Genomic DNA, 20,329 nt, shown 5'->3' on the forward strand with positions numbered 1-20,329 from the left:
AGCGGCACGACGCGACGGTCGTGACGCCCTCAGCGGTGTGCAGGAGTGTCATGAGAGTCATCGCCATCGAAGAACACTGGACCACCCCCGAACTCGACCGGGCGCTGCGCGAGCGGCCCGTAGGAGCGCGGGACGAGAGCGTGGCGCTGAACGACCGGGGGGACGTCCCGGCGCGTCTGCTCGACATCGGCGCCGGACGGGTGGAGGCGATGGACGCGGCCGGCGTCGACGTCCAGGTCCTCGCGCTCGCCCCTCCGGGCACCCACGGTCTCCCCGTCGGCGAGGCGGTGGCGCTGAGCGGCGCCGCCAACGACCGCGCCGGCGAGGCCGTCCGGCGCCACCCGGACCGGCTGAGGGCGATGACGACCCTGCCGATGTCGGACCCGGACGCGGCGCTGGCGGAGCTGCGGCGCACCGCGGACCTGCCCGGCCACGTGGGGATCATGTCCTACGGGCGCTGCGGCGACCGCCCGTTGGACGACCCGGCCTACGACGAGGTGCTCGCCACCGCCGCCGAGCTGCGCCGGCCGGTCTTCCTCCACCCGCAGATCCCCCCGGACGCCGTCCGCGAGGCGTCGTACGGCGGCTTCGCCCCGGACCTGAGCCTGGGCCTCGCCACCTTCGGCTGGGGGTGGCACGTCGAGGCCGGACTGGCGGCGCTCCGGCTCGTCCTGCGCGGCACCTTCGACCGTCACCCGGACCTGCAGGTGGTCCTGGGGCACTGGGGCGAACTGCTCCTGTTCTGGCTCGACCGGGCCGACCGGCTCTCCGGGCTCGCGCCCGGTCTGCGGCAGCGGGTCGCCGAGTACTTCACGACGAACATCCACATCGCGACCAGCGGCATGCTGAGCCCGCGGCTGCTGCGCCACGCACTGGAGCACACGAGCACGGACCGCGTCCTGCTGTCCGGGGACTACCCGTTCCACCGGATCGACGCCGCCGCGGTCTCCGGCTTCCTGGCCGCGCTGCCCCCGGAGGACCAAGCCAAGATCGCCCACACCAACGCCGAGAAGCTCTACGGCCTCGCACCGGCTCCCTCGGTGTCCGGCGCCCACGCACAGGTTCACTCGGTGTCCGGCGTCCAGCAGGCGGGCACGCGGCGCGGGTGACGTGGGCGCCGCCCGCAGGGGGGCGGGCGACGGGCGGCCCCGGCGGGTGGCCGTGCGGCCCGGCCCCCACACCCCGACCCGTTCCGGCCCGCCCGGGCGGACGGCCTGAGAAGGCCGGCCTTACGCGGACACCAGGGAGTCGTCCTGCGGGCGAGCGCCGGGAAGCTGGTGGCGGGCCGCGATGAGGGCCGCGTCGATGTCCCGGGTCCCGGTGGACACGCACAGCGTGTAGGCGATGTCCTCCATCCGCCGGCGCACCTCCGGGCTGCCGTCCTCGGCGTGCAGGATCCGCAGCGTGTCGTACTGCTCGATCAGGTTCCGGAGCACGGTGGGGTGTGCCATGAGCATCGGGAGTCTCCCTCGTCGCGGTGGTCCACAGGGGTGATACGACGACCCGTGTGCCCCGGCCCTCGGGCCCCCATTCCCCTCCGTCTCCCCCGTGTTCGGCGGCCGTCCTCCGCCCTCACCGGACCGTGCCGGGGACGGGAGGGCATCACCCCGCACCCTCCGTGACCGGCGAGCCCGCGTCCTCCGCGGGACCGGCGGACCCGGCGCACACCTGCCGTTAGCATGTTCGAACTCGCGACGATCGCCCCGATCGCCCGTTCTTCACCGGAGAAGCGTACCGAGCAGCACGATGAGCGAGACCTTTGACCACCGTCTACCAAATGGGCCAAACAATTGAAGAACACATCGACACGAATATCCCCACGGACGGACGCTGACCCCGCGTCCGCGGCGTGGCGTCAGCCCCGGGTGCTGCTGGGGGCCGCGGCGGGCGTGGTGGTCCTCGGGTTCCTCGTGGCACTGGAGTTCGCCGCGCGCCACTACGGCCTGCCGGGCCCCCTCACCAACCAGGCACGGGAGGTGATCTTCGCTCCCAGTTCCGGCCCGCTGCTGTACGCCGGCCTGGCGCTGCTCATGGTGGTGCTCACCTGGCGTCAACGGCTCATCGCGGCCGGCGCGGCGATCGGTGTCGACCTCGTCTTCCTCCTGGTGCGGTGGCTGGCCGGAGCCCAGTTGAGCTTCGGCAACGGCGCCCTGTGGGTGGTGCTCGGCTGCGCGGTCCTCGCCGTCACCCGCCGTTCGGGCCAGGAGCGCGCGCTGCTCCTGAAGGGCGTGGGATTGGCGCTGCTGCTCGTCGCCGGCCACAAGACCGGCGACACCTGGCTGCTGATCACGTCGAAGACCCGCCCGCAGGTGCTCGACCAGTACGTGGCGACCGCCGACCACGCGCTGGGCAACCCGTCGTGGCTGGTGGGGCGGCTCGTCGAGGCCAGCGGGCCGGTCGGCTCCCACGGTCTCCACCTCGTGTACGGCCAGCTCCCCCTCGCGGCGGCCCTCGTGGGGCTGTACCAGCTGCGTCATGTGGCCGCCGAGCGCCGCTTCCCGGCCCATCACCTGGTGCGGACCTTCCTGGTCATCGGCCTGCTGGGGCCGGCCGTCTACATGATCTTCCCGGTCGTCGGCCCGGTCTTCGCCTACGGCGCCGACGGGGGTCACTGGGCGACGGCCGATCTGTGGCCCCACACCATGCCGCCGATCGGCGTCCCGCACGCGATCCCGTTCGACGAGATCACCCCCCGCAACTGCATGCCCAGTCTGCACACGGCCTGGGCGATGACGCTCTTCATCCATTCCCGCAAGGGCTCGCGGGCGATGCGCTTCGCGGGCGCGTTCTGGCTGGTCGCCACCCTCACCGCGACGCTGGGCTTCGGCTACCACTACGGCTCGGACCTCGTCGCCGGGGTGGTGTTCGCGCTCACGGTCGAGGCGGCGATGCGCGCGTTCGCACGCGGCTGGGACCGCTCGGGTGTCCGGTTCGTCGTCTACGGCGCCACGGTCTTCACCGCGCTCCTGGTGGCGTACCGCTGGCTGCCGCGGCAGATGGCCGATCTCCCGTGGCTGTTCGGCCCGCTCCTCATCGTGGCAATGGGGTCGGTGATCTTCTTCTACGTGCGGACCACCAGGCGGTGGGACGCGCAGCCGGTGCCGGCTCCGCTGCCGGGACCGCGCTCGGCCCAGCACGACTCCCCTGACTCCCAGGCCGCCGAACCGCAGCCCGAACCGGCCTGAACCGGAGCGTTCCGGACCGTGAAACGGAGCCGGTTCGCCCTGGGCGGGCCGATGCCGTACAGTTCACGGTGTCGACGCGGGGTGGAGCAGCTCGGTAGCTCGCTGGGCTCATAACCCAGAGGTCGCAGGTTCAAATCCTGTCCCCGCTACGAGAAAGTGAAGGCCCGGTTTCCGCCGGGCCTTCACTGTTTTTCTGCGCGCCTTTGCTACTCGCCGTTCTTCTGCTCGCCGTTCTTCTGCTCGCCGTTCTTCTGCTCGCCGTTCTTCTGCTCGCCGCCAGGCTTTCCGCCGCCCAGCGCCTTCCGCACCTGTGCGTCGCTCAGCCCGACCGCCCGGGTGATCACACGCGGGTCGACGCCGTGGGCGTGGGCGCCGCGCATGGCCCAGTTGCGCAGGGCGACGTCCAGCCGCTTGCGTCGGCCGGCCAGCATGTTCTGTATCAGCCGGGCAAGGCCCAGAAGGATCTGGCCCTGCCATTCGTCGAGGCGGTTCTGCGGACCTGGGGCGGTGGGTGCGGCCAAGTGGAATCCCTTCCATCGACAAGCGGACATGTCGACGGTGACGGCACCCGTGACCGGGCGGCAAGAACGCGGACCGGCCGTGATCGGCGCGTCCAGAGGTGAGCGGGAAGCCGGGGAGCGGCACATGAGGCGGCGCGGGTGACGCGTGCCCCGGACGTGCTGGCCGGGACACGACGCCTCCGGACCGGGACACGAACGCGTCCCAGCCGTCCCGGCCCGAAAACCTGGCAGCCGCCCGGACTGGAGCCAGGTCCGCGAACCGGACGGGCGCCAGATCCGGAACCCCGTCCTGAGCCCGACAGGAGCTACGTCTGCTGTTCGGACAGGCGTCGGTCCGGCCGCCCCAGGGCGATGGCCCGCCCGCCGCCGGCGCGCCCCTCCCCTTGACGACGCGGCCGACCCCGGCGAGATCTTCAGGACCGCACTCAAGGCGGAGCCGCACCCGCCGGCGGCTGCGCCGACGGAGCGGCTGTACGGGGGAAATGAAGCGGACCGCAGCGTGCCTTGTGATCGTCCCACGCCTGCCGTCGCCATCCTGACCACGGCAACTCAGGATTCGGCGCCAGGACGACGAAAGGTCGGTCTAGTGAGGCTCAAGAAGCGGTTTGCCACGATCGGTGTCGCTGCGGCGGCAGCAGTGCTTTTCAGCAGCGGGGGCGCCCAGGCGCAGGGTGACGGAGGACTCCTCTCGCTCCTGGGCGCCAGGTCGCTCCTCGACGCCTGTTCCCCGCTGGAACAGGTCGGACTGGGGGAAAGCTGCACCGCCGCGCGAGAAAACAACAACAACAATAACAACAACAACGGAGGCGTGAACAACAACAATAACAACAACGGCACCGGCGAGGTGAACAACAACAATAACAACAACGTCGGCACCACCCCTGGCCAGGGTGGCGGACTCCTCTCGATCCTGGGTACCACGTCAATCATTCAGGTCTGCTACCCGATGGGGCAGGTCGGCCAAGGAAACACCTTCACCGGAACGCAGAACATCAACTGCAATCAGAACGCGGGGTCGTGAATCCGGCGGTGCCGCAGGCGTGCAAGTCCGGCCGGGTGATCCCACCCGGCCGGACTGCTGAAGTTCAGCCGTTGTTGTTGTTATTGTTGTTGTTCGCACCCCCGCCGTTGTTGTTGTTATTGTTGTTGTTGTTCGCACCCCCGCCGTTGTTGTTGTTATTGTTGTTGTTCCCACCCCTGCCGTTGTTGTTGTTATTGTTGTTGTTGTTCGCGCCTCCTCCATTGTTGTTGTTATTGTTGTTGTTATTCCCTCCGCCGCCGTTGTTGTTATTGTTGTTGTTGTTGTTCGCACCCCTGCCGTTGTTGTTGTTATTGTTGTTGTTGTTCCCACCCCTGCCGTTGTTGTTGTTATTGTTGTTGTTCCCACCCCTGCCGTTGTTGTTGTTATTGTTGTTGTTCTGCCTGTTGCCCTTACCGTGTCCGTGGTGGCCGTTGTCGTACGGCACCGTCGCGTGGGTGCCCGCGGGCTCCGGGGAGGCGAAGGCGGCGGAGGGCGCCAGCGCGCCACCAGCGGCCAGGGCAGCCGATGCGGTCAGCAGCGCCGCACGCTTTGCGATGTGCTTGATCATGACGATTCTTTCCGATGAGGGGGGATCCCTGCCGATAGGCGGACAGTCCGAAAGGCGACGGCAACCGGAGGCGCCTTTCATTGCCGGGCTGAATTCGTTGCCGCAGGCATTTCGAAGGCGGGGTGGGTCGGCATGCTCTGCACGGGCCGGTTTCGAGCCGCGAACCGGGAGACCCGGGTTCTGGAACTCTCTGGACAGCGTTCCACGCCGCAGCCGGGGGCGCATCGGGCGATCCCCCCATGTTCCACCCCGGCATCCCCCACCTTTCATCCCGGCATCCCGGGACGCCACCCCACCGGTCGGCCTTGCCTGATCCGTCTGGATCTTTTGCGCGGCATCGGCCGCGGAGGGAAACTGGCTGGTGATGGACCTGCTGGAGCGAGAGGCTGTGCTCCAGGACCTCACCGGTCACCTGCACGAGGCCGTAAGCGGTCCTGGGGGCGTTGCCCTTGTGCGCGGCGAAGCCGGCATCGGCAAGACCACCGTCGTGCGCCGTCTGGCCCAGGTGGCGGATCCCCACATCCGGGTCCTGGTCGGAGCCTGCGATCCGCTGGCCACCCCCCGCGCCCTGGGTCCCGTGATGGACTTCGCCCCCCGCCTGGGCCGGGCCGTGCGCACAGCACTGACCCGTGCGCTGGCCGGCACCTGCCGCGCCGACGAGGTCTTCGACCGTCTCCTCGCCGACCTGAGCGTCTGCCCCAGTCTGCTGGTCGTGGAGGACGTCCACTGGGCCGACGAAGCGACGATGGACCTGCTGCGCTACCTGGCCCGGCGCCTGCCGGAGGTTCCCGCGCTGGTGGTGGCCACCTACCGCGACGACGAGATCGGGCGCACCCACGACCTCACCGCGCTCCTCGGCACCCTCGCCCGCTATCCGTGGGTGCACCGCCACGACCTGGCCCCGCTGAGCCGCCGGGCCGTGGCCCGGCTCGCCGCGGGACACGCCATCGACGCCGAGGAGCTGTACCAGGTCTCCGCGGGCAATCCGTTCATCGTCGCCGAGATCCTCGCCGCCCCGGCAGAGGCGATCCCGGCGACGGTGCGGGAGGCCGTCGCCGGACGCCTGGCGGGCCTGTCGCCCGCGACGCGCACGGTGGTCGACGTGCTGGCCGTCCTGGGCTCCCGGGTCTCGCTGCCGCTGCTGACCGGCATCCTGCCGGACGCGGAGAGGGCGCTGGAGGAGGCCGCCGCCTGCGGGGTCGTCCGCACCGACGGTCAGGTGAGCGAGTTCCGCCATGAACTGACCCGGCGGGCGGTGCTGGAGGCCGTCCCCGCCGCCCGCCGGCTGCGCGTGCACCGGGACGTACTGGCGGCCATGCGCTCAGGTCCCGTCGCCGTGGACGACCTGGCGCTGCTGGCCGATCACGCCGAGGCCGCAAGGGATCCGGCGGCCGTGCTGGAGTACGCCCCCGCGGCGGCCGCCCGCGCCGCCGCGTTGGGCGCGCACCGCGAGGCGGCCGCCCAGTACGCCCGTTCCCTGCGCCACGCCGACCGTCTGCCGCCAGGCCGGCGGGCGGCCCTCCTTGAGGGCCATTCGCGGGCGTGTCTGCTGTCCAGCAGGCTGGACGACGGGATCGCTTCCCGCCGTGCGGCGGTGCGGCTGCGTCATGAGCTGGGCGACCGGCTGCGCGAGGGCGACGACCTGCGCTGGCTGTCGTCCTGGCTGTGGCCGGCCGGGCGCACCGCCGAGGCCGGGCGGACCGGCCTGGACGCGGTGCGGGTGCTCGAACGGCTGCGGCCCGGCCGGGAGCTGGCCGGTGCCTACCTGAACCTGTGCCAGCTGGCCTGCTACGAGCACGCCCCGGTGCCGGTGGCGGCCGCGTACGCCGAGAAGGCGATCGCGCTCGGTGAACGCTTCGGCGACGCGGGCGTGGTCGTCCAGGCGCGTTTCCACGCCGCGGCGGCTCGCCTGCTGTGCCAGGAGGACGGCTGGGAGGACTGCGAGCAGGCGGTGGCGAGCGCCCTCGCACAGGACCTGCCGGTGGACGCGGCCCTCTTGACGGTCATCATGGCCTGGTTCAGCGCACTGCGGCGCGACGCCGCCCGGACCACCGCGGCCGTGGGCCGGGCGGAGGCCTACTGTCTCGACCGTGACCTGTTGACGTACCTGCTGTGGACGCAGGCCTGGGACAGCTGGGGCCTGCTGAACCGCGGCCGGTGGCCCCAGGCCGCCGGCGCCGCGCAGAAGGTACTGCGCCACCCCGGTTCACCGCCGGCCGTCCGGGCCCTGGCGCTGACCGTGCTGGGGCTGGTGCGGGCCCGCCAGGGCAAGGGACAGGCGTGGCCCCTGCTGGAGCAGGCGGCGGGCCTGGTCGATCCTGACTGCCTGCTGGACACGGGCCTGGGCTGGGAGGCCCGGGTCGAGGCGGCCTGGCTCGCCGGTGATCAGGAGCGGGTGCAGGCCGAGGCGCGACGCGGGCTGGCCGCGCTGGAGGAGCGCAGCCATCCGTGGCTGTCCGGGCCGCTGGCCTGCTGGATCCGTCGCGCCGGGGGGACTCCCCCGCGAGTTCCGGCGGCCCAGCCGTACGCGCTGGAACTGGCCGGCGACTGGGCGGGCGCCGCGGAACGCTGGGAGCGGCTCGGCTGTCCGCACGACGCCGCGCTGGCGCGTCTGTCCGGGGACGCGGGCGCGCTGCACCAGGCCCTGGACGCCTTCGAGTGCCTCGGGGCGCGGCCGGCCGTCGCGTACACCCGCGCCCTGATGCGGGCCCGAGGCGTCCGCCCGGTACGGCGGGGCCCCCGGGCGGCCACACGCGCCAATCCGTACGGGCTGACCAACCGGGAGCTGGACGTACTGAAGCTGCTGAACGAGGGCCTGTCGGACGCCGAGATCGCCGCCCGCCTCTACATCACGCCCAAGACGGCCGGGCACCACGTGGGCGCGGTACTGAACAAACTCGGCGTCCACACCCGCCACGAGGCCGCCCGCAAACTTCATCACTCCGAGCACCGGTAGACGCGCGGTCCGGAGCACGCCGCCTCGCCCGCCAGGGGCCCGGAGGGCGCCGCCCCGCCGGTCAGGTCCGGCGGGCGTGGTCCGCCAGCCGGTCGGCGAGCGCGGCCACGAGGTCGCGCAGTTCGCCGGGGCGTTCGATGACGAACGGCCGGTCGAGCGAGGCCAGCAGGCCGGGCAGCCAGTCGAGCCGCTCGACCCGCATCGCGACGCGGTACCACCGGGCGGCGGAGGTGGCGGCGTCCGGCCCGGGGGCGCCGGGCCCCGAGGCCGAATCCGCTCCGGAGCCCGAGGACAGCCCTGAGCCCGCGTCCGGCACGGCGTCCGGGTCCGGCTCCGGAAGGGGGTCCGGCCCGGAGGCCGAGTCCGGCACCGGGCCCGGTTCCTGCGTCAGGCCCGCGTCCGGCGCGGCGTCCAGCTCCTCCAGGGTGGCGAGGGCGGCGGGGAACCGGTCACGGATCTGCTCCGGCGTCCCGTGGATCCGCAGCGTCACCTCGTGCCGGTACCCGGCGGTGGCGAACCCGGTCAGGACGCGCTGGGCCGGGTCGGGACCGCCCGGGGCCTCGAACGAGCCGGGCAGCACCCGCGCGTCGGTGATGCCGTCGAGCCGGAAGGTGCGGTCCTCGCCGATGTCCGGGTCGGCGCCGGTGACGTACCACCGTCCCGAGTGGGCCACGAGCCCGTACGGGTGGAGCGTGCGGTCGCTGCGCCTGCCCTTGCGGTCGGTGTACTTGACCGAGACGGGCCGGCCGTGGCGCACCGCGTCGGCGAGGGTCAGCAGGACTGAGGGGTCGGGTACCGCGAACTCGCCGGGCGGCGCCGTGAAGGCGAGGGACTCCAGCACCGTGCCGAGCCGGCGGGCGACGCGCTCGGGCAGTACCCGCCGGATCTTGGCCGCCGCCGTCTCAGCCGCGGTGACCGCCGTCGCCACCGGTCCCGAGCGGCGTGCGACAGCGAGGCCGAGCAGCACGGCGAGCGCCTCGTCGTCGCTCAGCATGAGCGGGGGCAGCCGGTGGCCGGGGGCGAGCCGGTAGCCGCCGTAGCGCCCGCGCACCGCCTCGACCGGCACATCGAGATCGACCAGGTGGTCCACGTACCGGCGCACGGTGCGCGGGTCGACGCCGAGGCGGTCGGCGAGTTCGGCCATGGTCCGGATGCCGCCCGACTGCAGCAGTTCCAGAAGAGTGAGGACGCGGCCGGTGGGTCGGGACATGAGACGAGTCTAGGGAGAATACTGGACCGTTTCTGTCCTCTATTTGTCCTACCTTCGACGACACAACGGAAACCCCGCCGGCGGGACGTCCCGTCACCGGGACCGCCGCTCGGCGGGGCCGCTCGTCAGCACAGTCACCGGTGGACGGATCCACCGGTCGGGCAAGGGAGAACACCATGGACTTCGTCTCGGTCCGCGTCATCACCGGCGATGTGGCACGCCTGGTCGGCTTCTACGAGAAGGCGACCGGCACGACGGCGGTCTGGGCCACCGAGGACTTCGCCGAGGTCCGCACCCCCGGCGCGACCCTCGCCATCGCCAGTACCCGCACCGTCCCGCTCTTCGCGCCGGACTCCGCCCGCCCGGCGGACAACCACAGCGTGATCATCGAGTTCCTGGTCGACGACGTCGACCGGGTCCACGGGAACCTCGACGGCCTCCTCGACGACGTGGTCGCCGGACCCACCACCATGCCGTGGGGGAACCGGTCCCTGCTGTTCCGCGATCCGGACGGCAACCTCGTCAACTTCTTCACGCCGGTCACCCCCGCCGCCGTCGAGAAGTTCGGACGCAGGCAGCGGGCGTAGCGGCGTCAGAGCCACCCCGCCGCCGGCCAGACGGTCACAGCGGCGGTGAGCAGCAGTGTGATGTTCAGGGCGATGCGGCGGTCGCCGCGGCTCAGGTGCACCCTGGTCGCACCGATCTGGAGGACCACGAATCCGACGGCGGCGACCGTCGCGAGCCACGGAGCGACACCGGTCAGCGGGGGCAGGAGCAGCCCGAACGCGCCGAGCACCTCAATCACTCCGAGGGCCCTGACCACGGGCATCGGCATGCTGTCCACCCACGCCATCATCGGCCGGAGCCGCTCGCGGCTCCGGGTCGCTTTCAGTGCGCCCCCGTAGAGGTAGAAGAGCGCGAGCAGGCCGGCAAGGATCCAATATGCGGCGTTCATCGTCCCGTTCATCGCTGCCGTCGGTTGCGGGTGGGCTCAGGGGTGTGGAAGGCGGGGCCTCTTCAGCGATGTCCGTCGTGCGGGCCGGCACCGGCGGCCGGGCGGTGGGGCTCCGGCGGCTGCCGGTCGAAGTCGACGGCGGGCTCGGTGGCGTAACGGCTCATCGTCCGGATGCTCGCCTGCGGGGTCGGTGCGGCACCGTCGGCGAGCATGTCCCGCAGGTCCCGGAAGTACTGCACGTACAGGTCCGGGGTGAAGGTGCTGAGCATGACGGCAGGCCGGCCGGTGGTGTTGGCGAAGGTGTGCGGGGCTCCGGGCGGCACCATCACGAGGGTGCCCGCGGTGGCGTCGTAGTGCTTCTCCCCGACGGTGAACCGCACCGTGCCGGAGATGACGTAGAACCCCTCGTCGTGCTGGGCGTGGCGGTGCTGCGGGGGGCCGGGCGTATGGGGCGCGAGGACGGACTCGGCGATGCCGAGGCGGTGCCCGGTACCGCTGCCGTCCTCGAGGATCCGCAGGCGGGTGGTGCCGAGCAGGATCGTCTCGCCGTCCTCCGGTCCGACCACCGACACGGCGGGACCGGCACCGGACGGAACGGCGGTCGGTTCGGCGGCCATGCCGTCGGCGAGTTCGGCGGTCAGGTCGTCGGCGGCCGGTCGGGCGGTCATGTCGCCGGTGGCGGGTTCGTCGTTCATGTCTCGATTCCACTGCCGGGGCGCCGCACCTGTCCAAGACCCGTTCCGGGACCTCGATACCGTCCGGGTATCGTCGCACCATGGAGCTACGCACGCTGCGCTATTTCGTGGCGGTCGCCGAGGAACTCCACTTCGGGCGGGCCGCCGCCCGGCTGCACATGAGCCAGCCTCCGCTGAGCCGGGCGATCAGACGTCTGGAGGCCGAGGTGGGCGCCCCCTTGTTCGTCCGGTCGTCCGCCGGTGTCTCGCTCACCGCGGTCGGGGCGGTCCTGCTGGAGGAGGCGCGGGCCCTGCTGGACCGGGCCGACCGGGCCCGCGTCCGCGTGGCCGCCGCCGCGGGCGCCGCCACCGTCACCATCGGCATCCTCGGGGACAGCGGCGACCCGGCGGCGGCGCGGCTGGCCGACGCCTATCGCCGGCGGCACCCGCACGTCGAGGTCCGCGTGCGGGACACCGATCTGACCGACCCCACCTGCGGTCTGCGCGCCGGGCTGGTCGACGTCGCCCTGACCCGCGGGCCGTTCGACGAAACCGGCCTGGAGGTGCGGGCGTTGCGCGCCGATCCGGTGGGCGCGCTGCTGCGCGCCGATGATCCGCTGGCCGGCCGTGGCAGCCTGGACCCGGCCGAACTGGCCGGCCGCCGCTGGTTCCGGTTCCCGGAGGGCACCGATCCGCTCTGGCAGGAGTACTGGAGCGGAGGCGGGCGCCGCGGAGGTCCGGTGGTGCGGACCGTCCACGAGTGCCGGCAGGCGGTCCTGTGGAACGGCACGGTGGGCATGACCCTCGTGGACCACGAGGTGCCGGAGGGGCTGAGGGTCGTGCCGCTGACCGGGACGCCGCCGAATCCCGCGGTGGTCGCGTGGAACGAGGGGGACACCAACCCGTTGATCCGGTCGTTCGTACGGCTCGCGGCGGCCGCCTACCGGCGCTGAGCGACGCACCGCGAGGGCCGGCCGGCCCGGCGGGCGTCTACGACGGCTGCCGGGCCCCGCCGGTACGGGCTTCGGCCGCGGTCCTCAGATCGGTCAGCCACGCTTCGAGACCCTGCCGGAGGATGGCGGTCGCCTCGGGAACATGGGCGTCGACCTGAAGACCGGTGTGGGTCTCCTCGGTCCGTACCCGGACACCGCCCGGCACCTTGGTGAAGTTCCACACGTGGACGCCGTCGATGCGCAGGCCCTCACCGACCGCGGGGCCGGTCCAGCGGACGCAGGAGCCGTACCTGAGCTGCCGGACGGTCGAGGTGATGTCGAGCGTGGTGGCGCCCGTGGCGGGGCCAGGGGGCACCGGGGTGGTCCACCGGAACGCCGAGCCCGGGCGGAGGGGGCCACGGCCGAGGCGTTCCGCGCTCGTCACGGAAGCCTGCCAGGCAGGCCACCGTTCCACGTCGGCCTGGAGCTTCCAGACGGTGCGCAGCGGTGCGTGGATCACGGTCTCGGTCCGGTGGCGGACGCGCGCGTCCCGGTCGACGCCCTGCCCTCGGCAGGTGAGGGACGCGGCGTGCTGCAGCGGGACGGCACCGGCGGGCGCGACGGCGGCGCCGAGGACACCGGTGACGAGCGGGACGGTGAGCAGGACGGCACGGGCAGCGCTGCGGCGGTCACAGGACTTACGGGGCTTACCGGGCATGGGGACCCTCCCTTGGACGGGACAACGCGGACGCGAGCTAGACGCTCATGCATTGGTTAGAAGTTATAACCGCATGTCGAGTGAGAGGTCAACAGCCTTGGTGATAACCTCTAACGAAACCTTGAGAGCGTAGCCGCGCACGGAGCGGCAGCCGGGTTCGCTGCCGCCCCCGGACGCAGGCCCGGTCGGCGGCGGGCCCGCGCCCAGGAGAGGAGGCGGGAGGCACGCCATGGGGAAGCCGGACCCGCAGAACCCGCGCGAGCGCTACCGCGTGCAGGTCCGCGCGGAGATCAAGGAGCACGCCTGGGAGCAGATCGCCACGGCGGGGGTGTCCGCCCTCTCCCTCAACGCGATCGCCAAGCGGATGGGCATGAGCGGCCCCGCCCTCTACCGTTACTTCGCCAACCGCGACGACCTGATCACCGAACTCGTCCGGGACGCCTACCGCAGTCTCGCCGGTGCGCTCGGCGCGGCCGGCGCCGCCGGGGCCGGTCTCGCCGCGCTGGCACACACGCTGCGCGACTGGGCCCTGGAGGACCCCCAGCGGTACCTCCTCATCTACGGCACCCCCGTCCCCGGCTACCACGCCCCCGAGGACATCACCGAGATCGCCGACCGGATCATGACCCTCCTGCTCGACGCCTGCACGGCACGGGATGCCGAGGGCCGGGAGACTGCGTTCGACACCCACCTGCGGGACCACCGGGAATGGGCCGGCGGCCACACCGCTCCCCCCGCGGTCCTCCACCGGGCCCTGGTCTTCTGGACCCGGCTGCACGGCGTGCTGTCCCTGGAACTCGCGGGCCACTTCACCGGCATGGGCTTCGACCCCGCCCTGCTCTTCGCCGCCGAACTGGAGGAGCTGTCGGCCCCCCTCGACCGGACGCGGACCTGACCCGGGAGGGACCGCCCTCGGTGTCGGACGGCATCCCGCTCACCTCCTTCGCCGTCGACGACGTGCACGCCGAGTTCGACCGGCTGCGCGGTCTGGGGGTGCGCTTCGTCCAGGAGCCGGTGGAGACGGGCCCGGTCGTCACAGCCGTGCTCGACGACACGTGCGGCAACCTGATCCAGATCGCCCAGTACGAGTGAGTCCGGCGGCCGGCCGGGGCGTACGGGCGGGCCGGTCCGGCGCGGTGAGCACGGCGAGGCAGCAGACGACGGCGGCGATCCCGGCCCAGCCCGGCAGGGGCAGGCGCTCGCCCACGACGAGGACGGCCAGGACGGCGGCGACCGCGGGCTCCAGCAGTGAGAGCGTGGTCGCGGTGCTCGCCGGGACATGCGCAAGGCCCCGGCCGAACAGCACGTACCCGGCGAACATGGGCACCAGCGCCAGGTAGGCCCCGACCGCCGCGTGGGACCACGAGTCGAGGAGCGGAGCGCCGGTGGCCGCCAGGACGGGCAGAAGCAGCAGTCCGCCCAGACCGAAGACGGTGCCCATGGCCGCACCGGCGGGGACACCGCCGCTGATCAGCCGGTGGGCCGCCCAGGAGTACAGGGCGTAGGTGAGGCCGGCCACCAGCCCCAGTCCCACGCCGAGCACGGTCGACGCCGCGGAGGGGGCGCCGGGGCCCGAGGGGGACCGCGTCGCCTCGGCGGCGCACAGCAGGGCCGTACCCGACAGGCCCAGGGCGGCGCCGGCCGTCCAGCGGCGGGTCAGCCTGCGCCCGTCCACGACCCGTTCGACGACGGCCGAGGCGAGCGGGGCGGAACCGATCGACACGACCGTGCCGGCCGCGACCCCCGCCAGGCGCATCGAGGTGTAGAAGGCCAGCGGATAGGCTCCGACCGCCAGGGCGCCGAGCAGGACGACACCGCCGCGGGCCCGCAGCCGCGGTGCCTGCCTGGCGATGCGGGGCGCGGCCACGAGCGCCTGGAGCAGGCCGCCCAGCCCCATGGCGACCGCCCCGATCGCGAGGGGTCCCACGCCCGGGGCGAAGGTCGCGGCCGTCCCGGTGGTCCCCCACAGCACCGACGCCATCAGCACGCACACCGACCCCGTGGCCGCCGGGGCGGCCCGGGTCACAGCCGGTCCACCAGGTGCGCCGCCATCGCCCGTGCGTGCTCCAGACGCGTGCCGCCGCCCTCGAGTCCGGCGCGTGCCATCGCGCCCTCCAGCAGGAACGCCAGGTGCTCCGCCGTCGCGCGGGCCTCCTTCGGCCGTCCGGGCAGCAGGTGGCCGACGTGCCCGGCGAGCAGGGCCTCCACCTCCTCCTTGTGCCGGCGCACGACGGCCCGTCCCTCGTCCCCGGCGGGCAGCTCGGCCGCCGCGTTCAGCAGCCCGCAGCCGCGGAAGCCGTGCTCGTAGCCGAACGCCGCGTGATCGGCGTAGGCGTCGAAGACGGCCAGCACGCCGTCGCGGGCGCCCTCGGCCTGTTCCAGCCGCCGGCGGTACAGCCCGAGCCACTCCTCGTGCCGGGCATCGAGGTAGGCCCTGACCAGGTCCGCCTTGGAGGAGAAGTTGTTGTAGAGGCTCATCTTCGCCACGCCCGCCTCGGCGGTGATCGTGTCGATGCCGGTCGCGGTCACGCCGTCCGCGTAGAAGCGGCGCGAGGCGGCGGCGAGCAGCCGCTCGCGCGCGGCACCCCGCCGCCTGGCGGGCCGCCGGGCCGCGGCGCCGGTTTCGTTCATCACAGGTCCTCTCGCTAGGTAGGTCAGTCTACCTAGTGAGAGCGCTCGGCGGCACGGAGTGGTCTACGGCAGGGCCGCCTCCCACTCCGCCTCCGTCAGCGGCGGTCCCGTCAGGTGCCTCTTCCTGGGCCCGAACAGCATGGGGAGGAGCATGTCGGGAGCGAACAGGCGGACGGCCGGTTTCTCCAGGCTCATGACGTCCAGCAGGGCGCTCAGGGCGCGGGGGTTGCGGGCTCCCGTGGCCACCGCCCGGTCGACGTACCGCGCCAGAAGCCGTTGCGCGAGGCCCGGCGGGGTGTCGGTGGCGTCCGGGTAGAAGGCGTCCTGTCCGACCGCGAGGTTCCAGGCGGCCGAGACGGGGCGGGTGGCGGCACGCTGGAGGCGACGTGCGCCGCCGGGGACCGGGAAGCCGGTCGCGCGCAGCAGGTCGCGGACGGCGGCGGCGCTCTGGGCCGCCACGGTCAGTCCGTGGCCGTACACGGGGTTGTAGCCGGCGACGGCGTCACCGACGACCAGGAATCCGTCGGGCCAGCTCCGCATCTTCTCGTAGTGGCGGCGCCGGTTGGCCGTGCCGCGGGTCACGGTGACGCCGCCGACGGCTTCGGCGTGCTCGATCAGTCGGGCGATGACGGGGTCCCCCAGGCGCCGGGCGAACCCCACGAAGGCGTCCGGGTCGCCGGTCGGTTCCCCGCCGCGGGTCCCGGCGAGGGTGACGATCCAGCGGCCGTCCTCGACGGGCAGGACGATGCCGCCCCGGCCCGGTGCCTTCGCCGGGTTGGCCTGCACGTTGACGAGGGGGAAGGGGGTGCCGGCGGTGGTGCCGGGGGCCCGGTAGAGACGGGTGGCGTAGGTGATGCCGGCGTCGACCCTGCGCTCGGTGACGGGCGGGAGTCCGAGGGCTTCGAGCCACTGCGGGGCACGGGAGCCGCGCCCCGAGGCGTCGACGACGAGGTCGGCGGTCAGGGTGCGCTCGCCGGACGCGTCCCGGACCCGGAGACCGGTGACACGGCGGGCGTCGCCCGTCGGCCCGAGGGCGGTCATGGCCTGCCGGAGCGTGATCCGCGGGTGGGCGAGCACGCGGTCGCGCAGGGCGGCGTCGAGCAGGTCCCGGGAACAGACCAGATTGCGGTGGTGCGGGGCGAGGAAGCGGCGGAACCAGACCTCGTTGGGGGCGCGCGAGACCATGTCGCCCATGATGCGGACGAGCCGGCCGCCCCTGGCGACGACGTCGTCGACGACACCGGGCAGCAGGTCGTCGACGGTGCGCACCCCACCGCTCCACACCAGGTGCGCGTGCCGGGCCTGGGGCACACCGCGGCGGGGCGCGACGCCGGCGGGGAGGCTGTCCCGCTCGACGATCGTGACCTCGGCGAACTCGGTCAGCGCCGCCGCGGCGAACAGGCCCGCGGCGCTCGCACCGACCACCAGGGCCGTGGGCAGGCAATCGGGTGTCCGGTCGGACATGGCGTCGAGGCTCCCCGGTCCGGGCACGGCCGCCGGCGCGGCCGCATCGCGGCGCGATGTGACTTCCATCCTGCACTGACAAACCGTCAAGATGCGATGCCCGAACAGTTGTTATCGGGTCCGTCTCCGCCGGTCGACCGCCGGCGGACCTCGCCCGGAGGGTCAGTCCTAGTCCGACTCGTACTCCGACGCGGAATTCGCGGGGTCGTGGTGGAAGTCCCCTTGGGCCATGTCGCCCTTGATCACCCCGTCGGCCAGTTCGGCGCCGATCGCGCGTGCCCTGTCGCTCATCTCCGCGACCACGGCGGGCTCCCTCTGCATCCATTCGGGCATGCCCCAGTTGGGGAAGAACTGCCCGTGGGCCCCGGCGGCGACCACCCGGTAACCGAGTGGCTCGCCGATGTGCTTGTTGACCGCCTCGAACGCCCACTCGCAGGCGAGGCAGGCCAGTTTGACGCCGCCCATGTGCACCGTCTGGGGCGCGTCCGGGTCCCCGGGGTTCCTCTTCCAGGCGGCGACCTGCTCGCCCAGGAGCGTCATCTCCCCGTGCTGGGCGGGCTTCTTGTCCTTCCTGTCGACGGCGAACCAGGTGAGGGGCCTGTGCAACGCCGCCCGGATCGCGGACAGTTCGACCGACTCGGTGTGGGCCTCTTCGTACGAGCCGGAGTCCAGGGCACGGAGTTTGCTGCGGTCCTGCCGCTCCCGCTGCCGCTCCCCCGCACTCGAACCCCAACCGTGGTGACCGGCCCTGGGTGCGCTGCCGTCGGCGAACTTCCTGACCTCGGCGTCGATCTTCTGACGCTGCTCTTCGGTGACCAGCCGCTTGCCGGTGTTGCCCGCGATGCCCAGAGTGCCGTCGGGCAGCAGGTTGACGGCCAGGTGAGGGGTGAACTTTCCCTTGGCCTTCGGCTGCGTGGCGATGATGACCCGCTCGGCGGTACGGGCGACCCGGTCCAGCATCCGCAGGGCGACGTCCCGGTCGGACTCGGCGGTCTCCTCCGTCTGGTGGAACGTGGTGGCCCTCTGGACGGCCGGGGCGGCCGGAGCCTGCTGCTCCCGGCCCGGGGCACCGGCCCCGTGCGCCTCCGCCCGCGGGACCGTGGGGAGCGCGGTGGCCAGGGCGCGGTGGGCGTTGGCCTCCGCCTCGCGCTCGAAGCGGTCACCGGGGTCGCTGACGCGCAGGCCGTCGCCGCGGTCGGTGCCGGCGACCGGTCCGCTGCGCTGCTGGACGACATGCGTCAGCTCGTGCGCGAGGGTGTGCCGGTCGGCGCCGCCCTCGCCGACGACCACGTGACTGCCCGACGTGTACGCGCGGGCACCGATCTCGGCGGCCGAGCGCCGGGCGGCCTGGTCGGTGTGCATGCGCACGTCCGAGAAGTCCGCGCCGAGCCGGGCCTCCATCTCCGCCCGCAGCACCGGCTCCAGGGGGGCACCGGGGGTGCGCAGCACGTCGTGCACGGCGGAGCGCTGCACCGGAGCCGTATCCGCCTCCGCCGTCCCGTGCCCGCAGCCCGGGCCGTGGCTGTGGCGCTCGACGTCGAGCATCCGCGCCACGGCCGTGTTGCCCGCCGTGCGTTGGAGCTCGAGGAGGGAAGCGGCCGTCGGGGCGGCGGAAACCGGCGGGCGGTTCCTCGCGGGCTTGGCCCCCGTCTCTCGTTCCGAGTTCTCCTGCGGGCGCGCGCGCATGACGGTCAGTCCACTCCTCCGGTAGCTCTCCCCCCATGGGACGGGGGCACGGTCGCCGGAGGCAAGGACCTTTCGGGCAAGGCAGGGGGCAGGATGTCACACACGGGGCACGGCGACCGGGGGGCGGGAAGCGGAAAGCGGGAGGCCCGGCACCGCGCGGAGGCGGTGCCGGGCCTCCCGTTCGAAGAGCGGGCGTCCGCGGTCAGGGTCTTTCGTTCGGCTCACGCCGGACTCGCGGGGTCCGGCGTGAGCCGGGCGGCCCGCCTAGTCCGTGCCGGACTCCATCGCGGCCCGGTCCAGCATCGCGTCGTCGGAGCCCTCGCCGCGGGAGGCGATGGCCTCGGCGCCACCCTCCGGCATGCTGCCGATCAGGCCGGTGGCGGCGGCCTGCGCGGCACCGACGGCGGGCGTACCGGCGCCGATGAGGCCGATCGCGGCGTACTGCTCCAGCTTGGCGCGGGAGTCGGCGATGTCCAGGTTGCGCATGGTGAGCTGGCCGATCCGGTCGACCGGGCCGAAGGCGGAGTCCTCGGTGCGCTCCATGGACAGCTTGTCGGGGTGGTAGCTGAAGGCGGGGCCGGTGGTGTCGAGGATGGAGTAGTCCTCGCCGCGCCGCAGCCGCAGGGTCACCTCGCCGGTGACGGCCGCGCCGACCCAGCGCTGGAGCGACTCGCGGACCATCAGGGCCTGCGGGTCGAGCCAGCGGCCCTCGTACATCAGCCGGCCCAGGCGCCGTCCCTCGATGTGGTACTGGGCGAGGGTGTCCTCGTTGTGGATGGCGTTGACCAGACGCTCGTACGCGGCGTGCAGCAGCGCCATGCCGGGGGCCTCGTAGATGCCGCGGCTCTTGGCCTCGATGATGCGGTTCTCGATCTGGTCGGACATGCCCATGCCGTGCCGGCCGCCGATGGCGTTGGCCTCCATCACGAGGTCGACGGCGGAGGCGAACTCCTTGCCGTCGATCGTGACCGGGCGGCCCTGCTCGAAGCCGATCGTCACGTCCTCGGCGGCGATCTCCACCTCGGGGTCCCAGAACCGTACCCCCATGATGGGCTCCACGGTCTCCACGCCGGTGTCCAGGTGCTCCAGCGTCTTGGCCTCGTGGGTGGCGCCCCAGATGTTGGCGTCGGTGGAGTACGCCTTCTCCGTGCTGTCGCGGTAGGGGAGGTCGTGGGCGAGCAGCCACTCCGACATCTCCTTGCGGCCGCCCAGCTCGGTGACGAAGTCCGCGTCCAGCCAGGGCTTGTAGATCCGCAACTGCGGGTTGGCGAGCAGGCCGTAGCGGTAGAACCGCTCGATGTCGTTGCCCTTGAAGGTCGACCCGTCGCCCCAGATCTGGACGTCGTCCTCCAGCATCGCCCGGACCAGCAGCGTGCCCGTGACGGCGCGGCCGAGCGGCGTGGTGTTGAAGTAGGAGCGGCCGCCGGAGCGGATGTGGAACGCCCCGCAGGTGAGCGCGGCCAGGCCCTCCTCGACCAGCGCGGCACGGCAGTCGACCAGGCGCGCGATCTCGGCGCCGTAGGTCTTGGCACGGCCGGGCACCGAGGCGATGTCGGGCTCGTCGTACTGGCCGATGTCGGCGGTGTACGTGCACGGGATGGCGCCCTTGTCGCGCATCCACGCGACCGCGACGGAGGTGTCGAGGCCGCCCGAGAAGGCGATGCCGACACGCTCGCCGGCCGGAAGGGAGGTGAGGACCTTAGACATAGGAAGAGTATGCACCCTCACGCATGACCATGCAAAGCGCTTCTCGTCACCGTCCGCCGGGCTGTTTCCGGGCCGTCGCTTCCGAGGTCTTGACGTCACGC

General features: G+C 72.7%; 18 protein-coding genes, 1 tRNA gene and 2 pseudogenes. 9 read left to right on the forward strand and 12 right to left on the reverse strand.

Features of this window, described 5'->3' with window-relative positions; all coding sequences use genetic code 11:
* Nucleotides 1–50: 50 nt before the first annotated feature.
* Nucleotides 51–1,109, forward strand: coding sequence for an amidohydrolase family protein (locus ABZ719_RS24485; protein WP_366727323.1), 1,059 nt, complete (start codon nt 51–53; stop codon nt 1,107–1,109).
* Nucleotides 1,110–1,229: 120 nt separating this feature from the next.
* Here ABZ719_RS24485 and ABZ719_RS24490 read toward each other — a convergent pair whose 3' ends face one another.
* On the reverse strand, nt 1,230–1,457 hold the full coding sequence (locus ABZ719_RS24490; protein WP_366727324.1) for a DUF5133 domain-containing protein: 228 nt from the start codon (nt 1,455–1,457) through the stop codon (nt 1,230–1,232).
* A gap of 411 nt (nt 1,458–1,868) precedes the next feature.
* Here ABZ719_RS24490 and ABZ719_RS24495 point away from each other — a divergent pair, with 411 nt between their 5' ends.
* On the forward strand, nt 1,869–3,185 hold the full coding sequence (locus ABZ719_RS24495) for a phosphatase PAP2 family protein (protein ID WP_366727369.1): 1,317 nt from the start codon (nt 1,869–1,871) through the stop codon (nt 3,183–3,185).
* Nucleotides 3,186–3,260: 75 nt separating this feature from the next.
* Nucleotides 3,261–3,334, forward strand: a tRNA-Met gene (locus ABZ719_RS24500).
* A 57-nt stretch (nt 3,335–3,391) separates the two neighbouring features.
* Here ABZ719_RS24500 and ABZ719_RS24505 read toward each other — a convergent pair.
* A complete protein-coding gene (locus ABZ719_RS24505) occupies nt 3,392–3,706 on the reverse strand; it encodes a hypothetical protein (protein ID WP_366727325.1) in 315 nt (104 codons plus the stop codon).
* 586 nt (nt 3,707–4,292) lie between these two features.
* Between ABZ719_RS24505 and ABZ719_RS24510 the strand changes: the two genes are divergently transcribed.
* Nucleotides 4,293–4,727, forward strand: coding sequence for a hypothetical protein (locus ABZ719_RS24510; protein WP_366727326.1), 435 nt, complete (start codon nt 4,293–4,295; stop codon nt 4,725–4,727).
* Between the two features lie 64 nt (nt 4,728–4,791).
* On the opposite strand, the gene ABZ719_RS24515 is transcribed toward ABZ719_RS24510, so the two are convergent.
* Nucleotides 4,792–5,295: a hypothetical protein gene (locus ABZ719_RS24515; protein ID WP_366727327.1), complete on the reverse strand. Its 504-nt coding sequence runs from the start codon at nt 5,293–5,295 to the stop codon at nt 4,792–4,794.
* A gap of 364 nt (nt 5,296–5,659) precedes the next feature.
* Here ABZ719_RS24515 and ABZ719_RS24520 point away from each other — a divergent pair, with 364 nt between their 5' ends.
* Nucleotides 5,660–8,251, forward strand: coding sequence for an AAA family ATPase (locus tag ABZ719_RS24520; protein ID WP_366727328.1), 2,592 nt, complete (start codon nt 5,660–5,662; stop codon nt 8,249–8,251).
* A 61-nt stretch (nt 8,252–8,312) separates the two neighbouring features.
* Here the strand turns inward: ABZ719_RS24520 and ABZ719_RS24525 are convergent, their stop codons facing one another.
* On the reverse strand, nt 8,313–9,461 hold the full coding sequence (locus tag ABZ719_RS24525) for a YafY family protein (protein ID WP_366727329.1): 1,149 nt from the start codon (nt 9,459–9,461) through the stop codon (nt 8,313–8,315).
* Nucleotides 9,462–9,637: 176 nt separating this feature from the next.
* Here ABZ719_RS24525 and ABZ719_RS24530 point away from each other — a divergent pair, with 176 nt between their 5' ends.
* Nucleotides 9,638–10,048, forward strand: coding sequence for a VOC family protein (locus ABZ719_RS24530; RefSeq protein ID WP_366727330.1), 411 nt, complete (start codon nt 9,638–9,640; stop codon nt 10,046–10,048).
* 5 nt (nt 10,049–10,053) lie between these two features.
* Here the strand turns inward: ABZ719_RS24530 and ABZ719_RS24535 are convergent, their stop codons facing one another.
* On the reverse strand, nt 10,054–10,416 hold the full coding sequence (locus tag ABZ719_RS24535; RefSeq protein ID WP_366727331.1) for a DoxX family protein: 363 nt from the start codon (nt 10,414–10,416) through the stop codon (nt 10,054–10,056).
* A gap of 62 nt (nt 10,417–10,478) precedes the next feature.
* Nucleotides 10,479–11,033, reverse strand: coding sequence for a cupin domain-containing protein (locus ABZ719_RS24540; RefSeq protein ID WP_366727370.1), 555 nt, complete (start codon nt 11,031–11,033; stop codon nt 10,479–10,481).
* Nucleotides 11,034–11,191: 158 nt separating this feature from the next.
* On the opposite strand from ABZ719_RS24540, the gene ABZ719_RS24545 reads away from it, so the two are divergent.
* Entirely contained in the window at nt 11,192–12,043 is an 852-nt protein-coding gene (locus ABZ719_RS24545; protein ID WP_366727332.1) for a LysR family transcriptional regulator, read from the forward strand.
* A gap of 37 nt (nt 12,044–12,080) precedes the next feature.
* On the opposite strand, the gene ABZ719_RS24550 is transcribed toward ABZ719_RS24545, so the two are convergent.
* The gene (locus ABZ719_RS24550) at nt 12,081–12,740 is read right to left on the reverse strand and encodes an SRPBCC family protein (RefSeq protein WP_366727333.1); all 660 of its coding nucleotides are present in this window, start codon (nt 12,738–12,740) and stop codon (nt 12,081–12,083) included.
* 229 nt (nt 12,741–12,969) lie between these two features.
* Between ABZ719_RS24550 and ABZ719_RS24555 the strand changes: the two genes are divergently transcribed.
* Nucleotides 12,970–13,635 (forward strand): TetR/AcrR family transcriptional regulator, encoded by a 666-nt coding sequence (locus ABZ719_RS24555; protein ID WP_366727334.1) that lies wholly within the window; start codon nt 12,970–12,972, stop codon nt 13,633–13,635.
* Nucleotides 13,636–13,658: 23 nt separating this feature from the next.
* Nucleotides 13,659–13,832, forward strand: a pseudogene (locus tag ABZ719_RS24560) (VOC family protein); the annotation flags it as partial.
* On the opposite strand, the gene ABZ719_RS24565 reads toward ABZ719_RS24560, so the two are convergent.
* The 5 genes and pseudogenes from ABZ719_RS24565 to argG form a co-directional block, all read right to left on the reverse strand.
* The gene (locus tag ABZ719_RS24565; RefSeq protein ID WP_366727335.1) at nt 13,774–14,766 is read right to left on the reverse strand and encodes an EamA family transporter; all 993 of its coding nucleotides are present in this window, start codon (nt 14,764–14,766) and stop codon (nt 13,774–13,776) included. The pseudogene ABZ719_RS24560 and the gene ABZ719_RS24565 sit on opposite strands and share 59 nt — an antisense overlap.
* On the reverse strand, nt 14,763–15,371 hold the full coding sequence (locus tag ABZ719_RS24570; protein WP_366727336.1) for a TetR/AcrR family transcriptional regulator: 609 nt from the start codon (nt 15,369–15,371) through the stop codon (nt 14,763–14,765). The genes ABZ719_RS24565 and ABZ719_RS24570 overlap by 4 nt, the downstream gene beginning before the upstream one ends.
* Nucleotides 15,372–15,434: 63 nt before the next feature.
* Nucleotides 15,435–16,835 (reverse strand): FAD-dependent monooxygenase, encoded by a 1,401-nt coding sequence (locus tag ABZ719_RS24575; RefSeq protein ID WP_366727337.1) that lies wholly within the window; start codon nt 16,833–16,835, stop codon nt 15,435–15,437.
* A gap of 1,128 nt (nt 16,836–17,963) precedes the next feature.
* A pseudogene (locus ABZ719_RS24580) lies at nt 17,964–18,521 on the reverse strand (DUF4157 domain-containing protein); the annotation flags it as partial.
* Between the two features lie 264 nt (nt 18,522–18,785).
* Nucleotides 18,786–20,228, reverse strand: a complete 1,443-nt coding sequence (gene argG, locus ABZ719_RS24585; RefSeq protein ID WP_366727338.1) for an argininosuccinate synthase — start codon at nt 20,226–20,228, stop codon at nt 18,786–18,788.
* Nucleotides 20,229–20,329: the final 101 nt, after the last annotated feature.

It is taken from the genome of Streptomyces sp. NPDC006743 (assembly GCF_040703815.1).
Lineage (GTDB): Bacteria > Actinomycetota > Actinomycetes > Streptomycetales > Streptomycetaceae > Streptomyces.

What these genes read in the sequence shown, in the direction of transcription:
- ABZ719_RS24485 (WP_366727323.1), top strand. Translation starts at nt 51, where the DNA reads ATGAGAGTCATCGCCATCGAAGAACACTGGACCACCCCCGAACTCGAC.
- ABZ719_RS24490 (WP_366727324.1), bottom strand. Translation starts at nt 1,457, where the DNA reads ATGCTCATGGCACACCCCACCGTGCTCCGGAACCTGATCGAGCAGTAC.
- ABZ719_RS24515 (WP_366727327.1), bottom strand. Translation starts at nt 5,295, where the DNA reads ATGATCAAGCACATCGCAAAGCGTGCGGCGCTGCTGACCGCATCGGCT.
- ABZ719_RS24520 (WP_366727328.1), top strand. Translation starts at nt 5,660, where the DNA reads ATGGACCTGCTGGAGCGAGAGGCTGTGCTCCAGGACCTCACCGGTCAC.
- ABZ719_RS24525 (WP_366727329.1), bottom strand. Translation starts at nt 9,461, where the DNA reads ATGTCCCGACCCACCGGCCGCGTCCTCACTCTTCTGGAACTGCTGCAG.
- ABZ719_RS24530 (WP_366727330.1), top strand. Translation starts at nt 9,638, where the DNA reads ATGGACTTCGTCTCGGTCCGCGTCATCACCGGCGATGTGGCACGCCTG.
- ABZ719_RS24535 (WP_366727331.1), bottom strand. Translation starts at nt 10,416, where the DNA reads ATGAACGCCGCATATTGGATCCTTGCCGGCCTGCTCGCGCTCTTCTAC.
- ABZ719_RS24540 (WP_366727370.1), bottom strand. Translation starts at nt 11,033, where the DNA reads ATGGCCGCCGAACCGACCGCCGTTCCGTCCGGTGCCGGTCCCGCCGTG.
- ABZ719_RS24545 (WP_366727332.1), top strand. Translation starts at nt 11,192, where the DNA reads ATGGAGCTACGCACGCTGCGCTATTTCGTGGCGGTCGCCGAGGAACTC.
- ABZ719_RS24550 (WP_366727333.1), bottom strand. Translation starts at nt 12,740, where the DNA reads ATGCCCGGTAAGCCCCGTAAGTCCTGTGACCGCCGCAGCGCTGCCCGT.
- ABZ719_RS24555 (WP_366727334.1), top strand. Translation starts at nt 12,970, where the DNA reads ATGGGGAAGCCGGACCCGCAGAACCCGCGCGAGCGCTACCGCGTGCAG.
- ABZ719_RS24570 (WP_366727336.1), bottom strand. Translation starts at nt 15,371, where the DNA reads ATGAACGAAACCGGCGCCGCGGCCCGGCGGCCCGCCAGGCGGCGGGGT.
- ABZ719_RS24575 (WP_366727337.1), bottom strand. Translation starts at nt 16,835, where the DNA reads ATGTCCGACCGGACACCCGATTGCCTGCCCACGGCCCTGGTGGTCGGT.
- argG (WP_366727338.1), bottom strand. Translation starts at nt 20,228, where the DNA reads ATGTCTAAGGTCCTCACCTCCCTTCCGGCCGGCGAGCGTGTCGGCATC.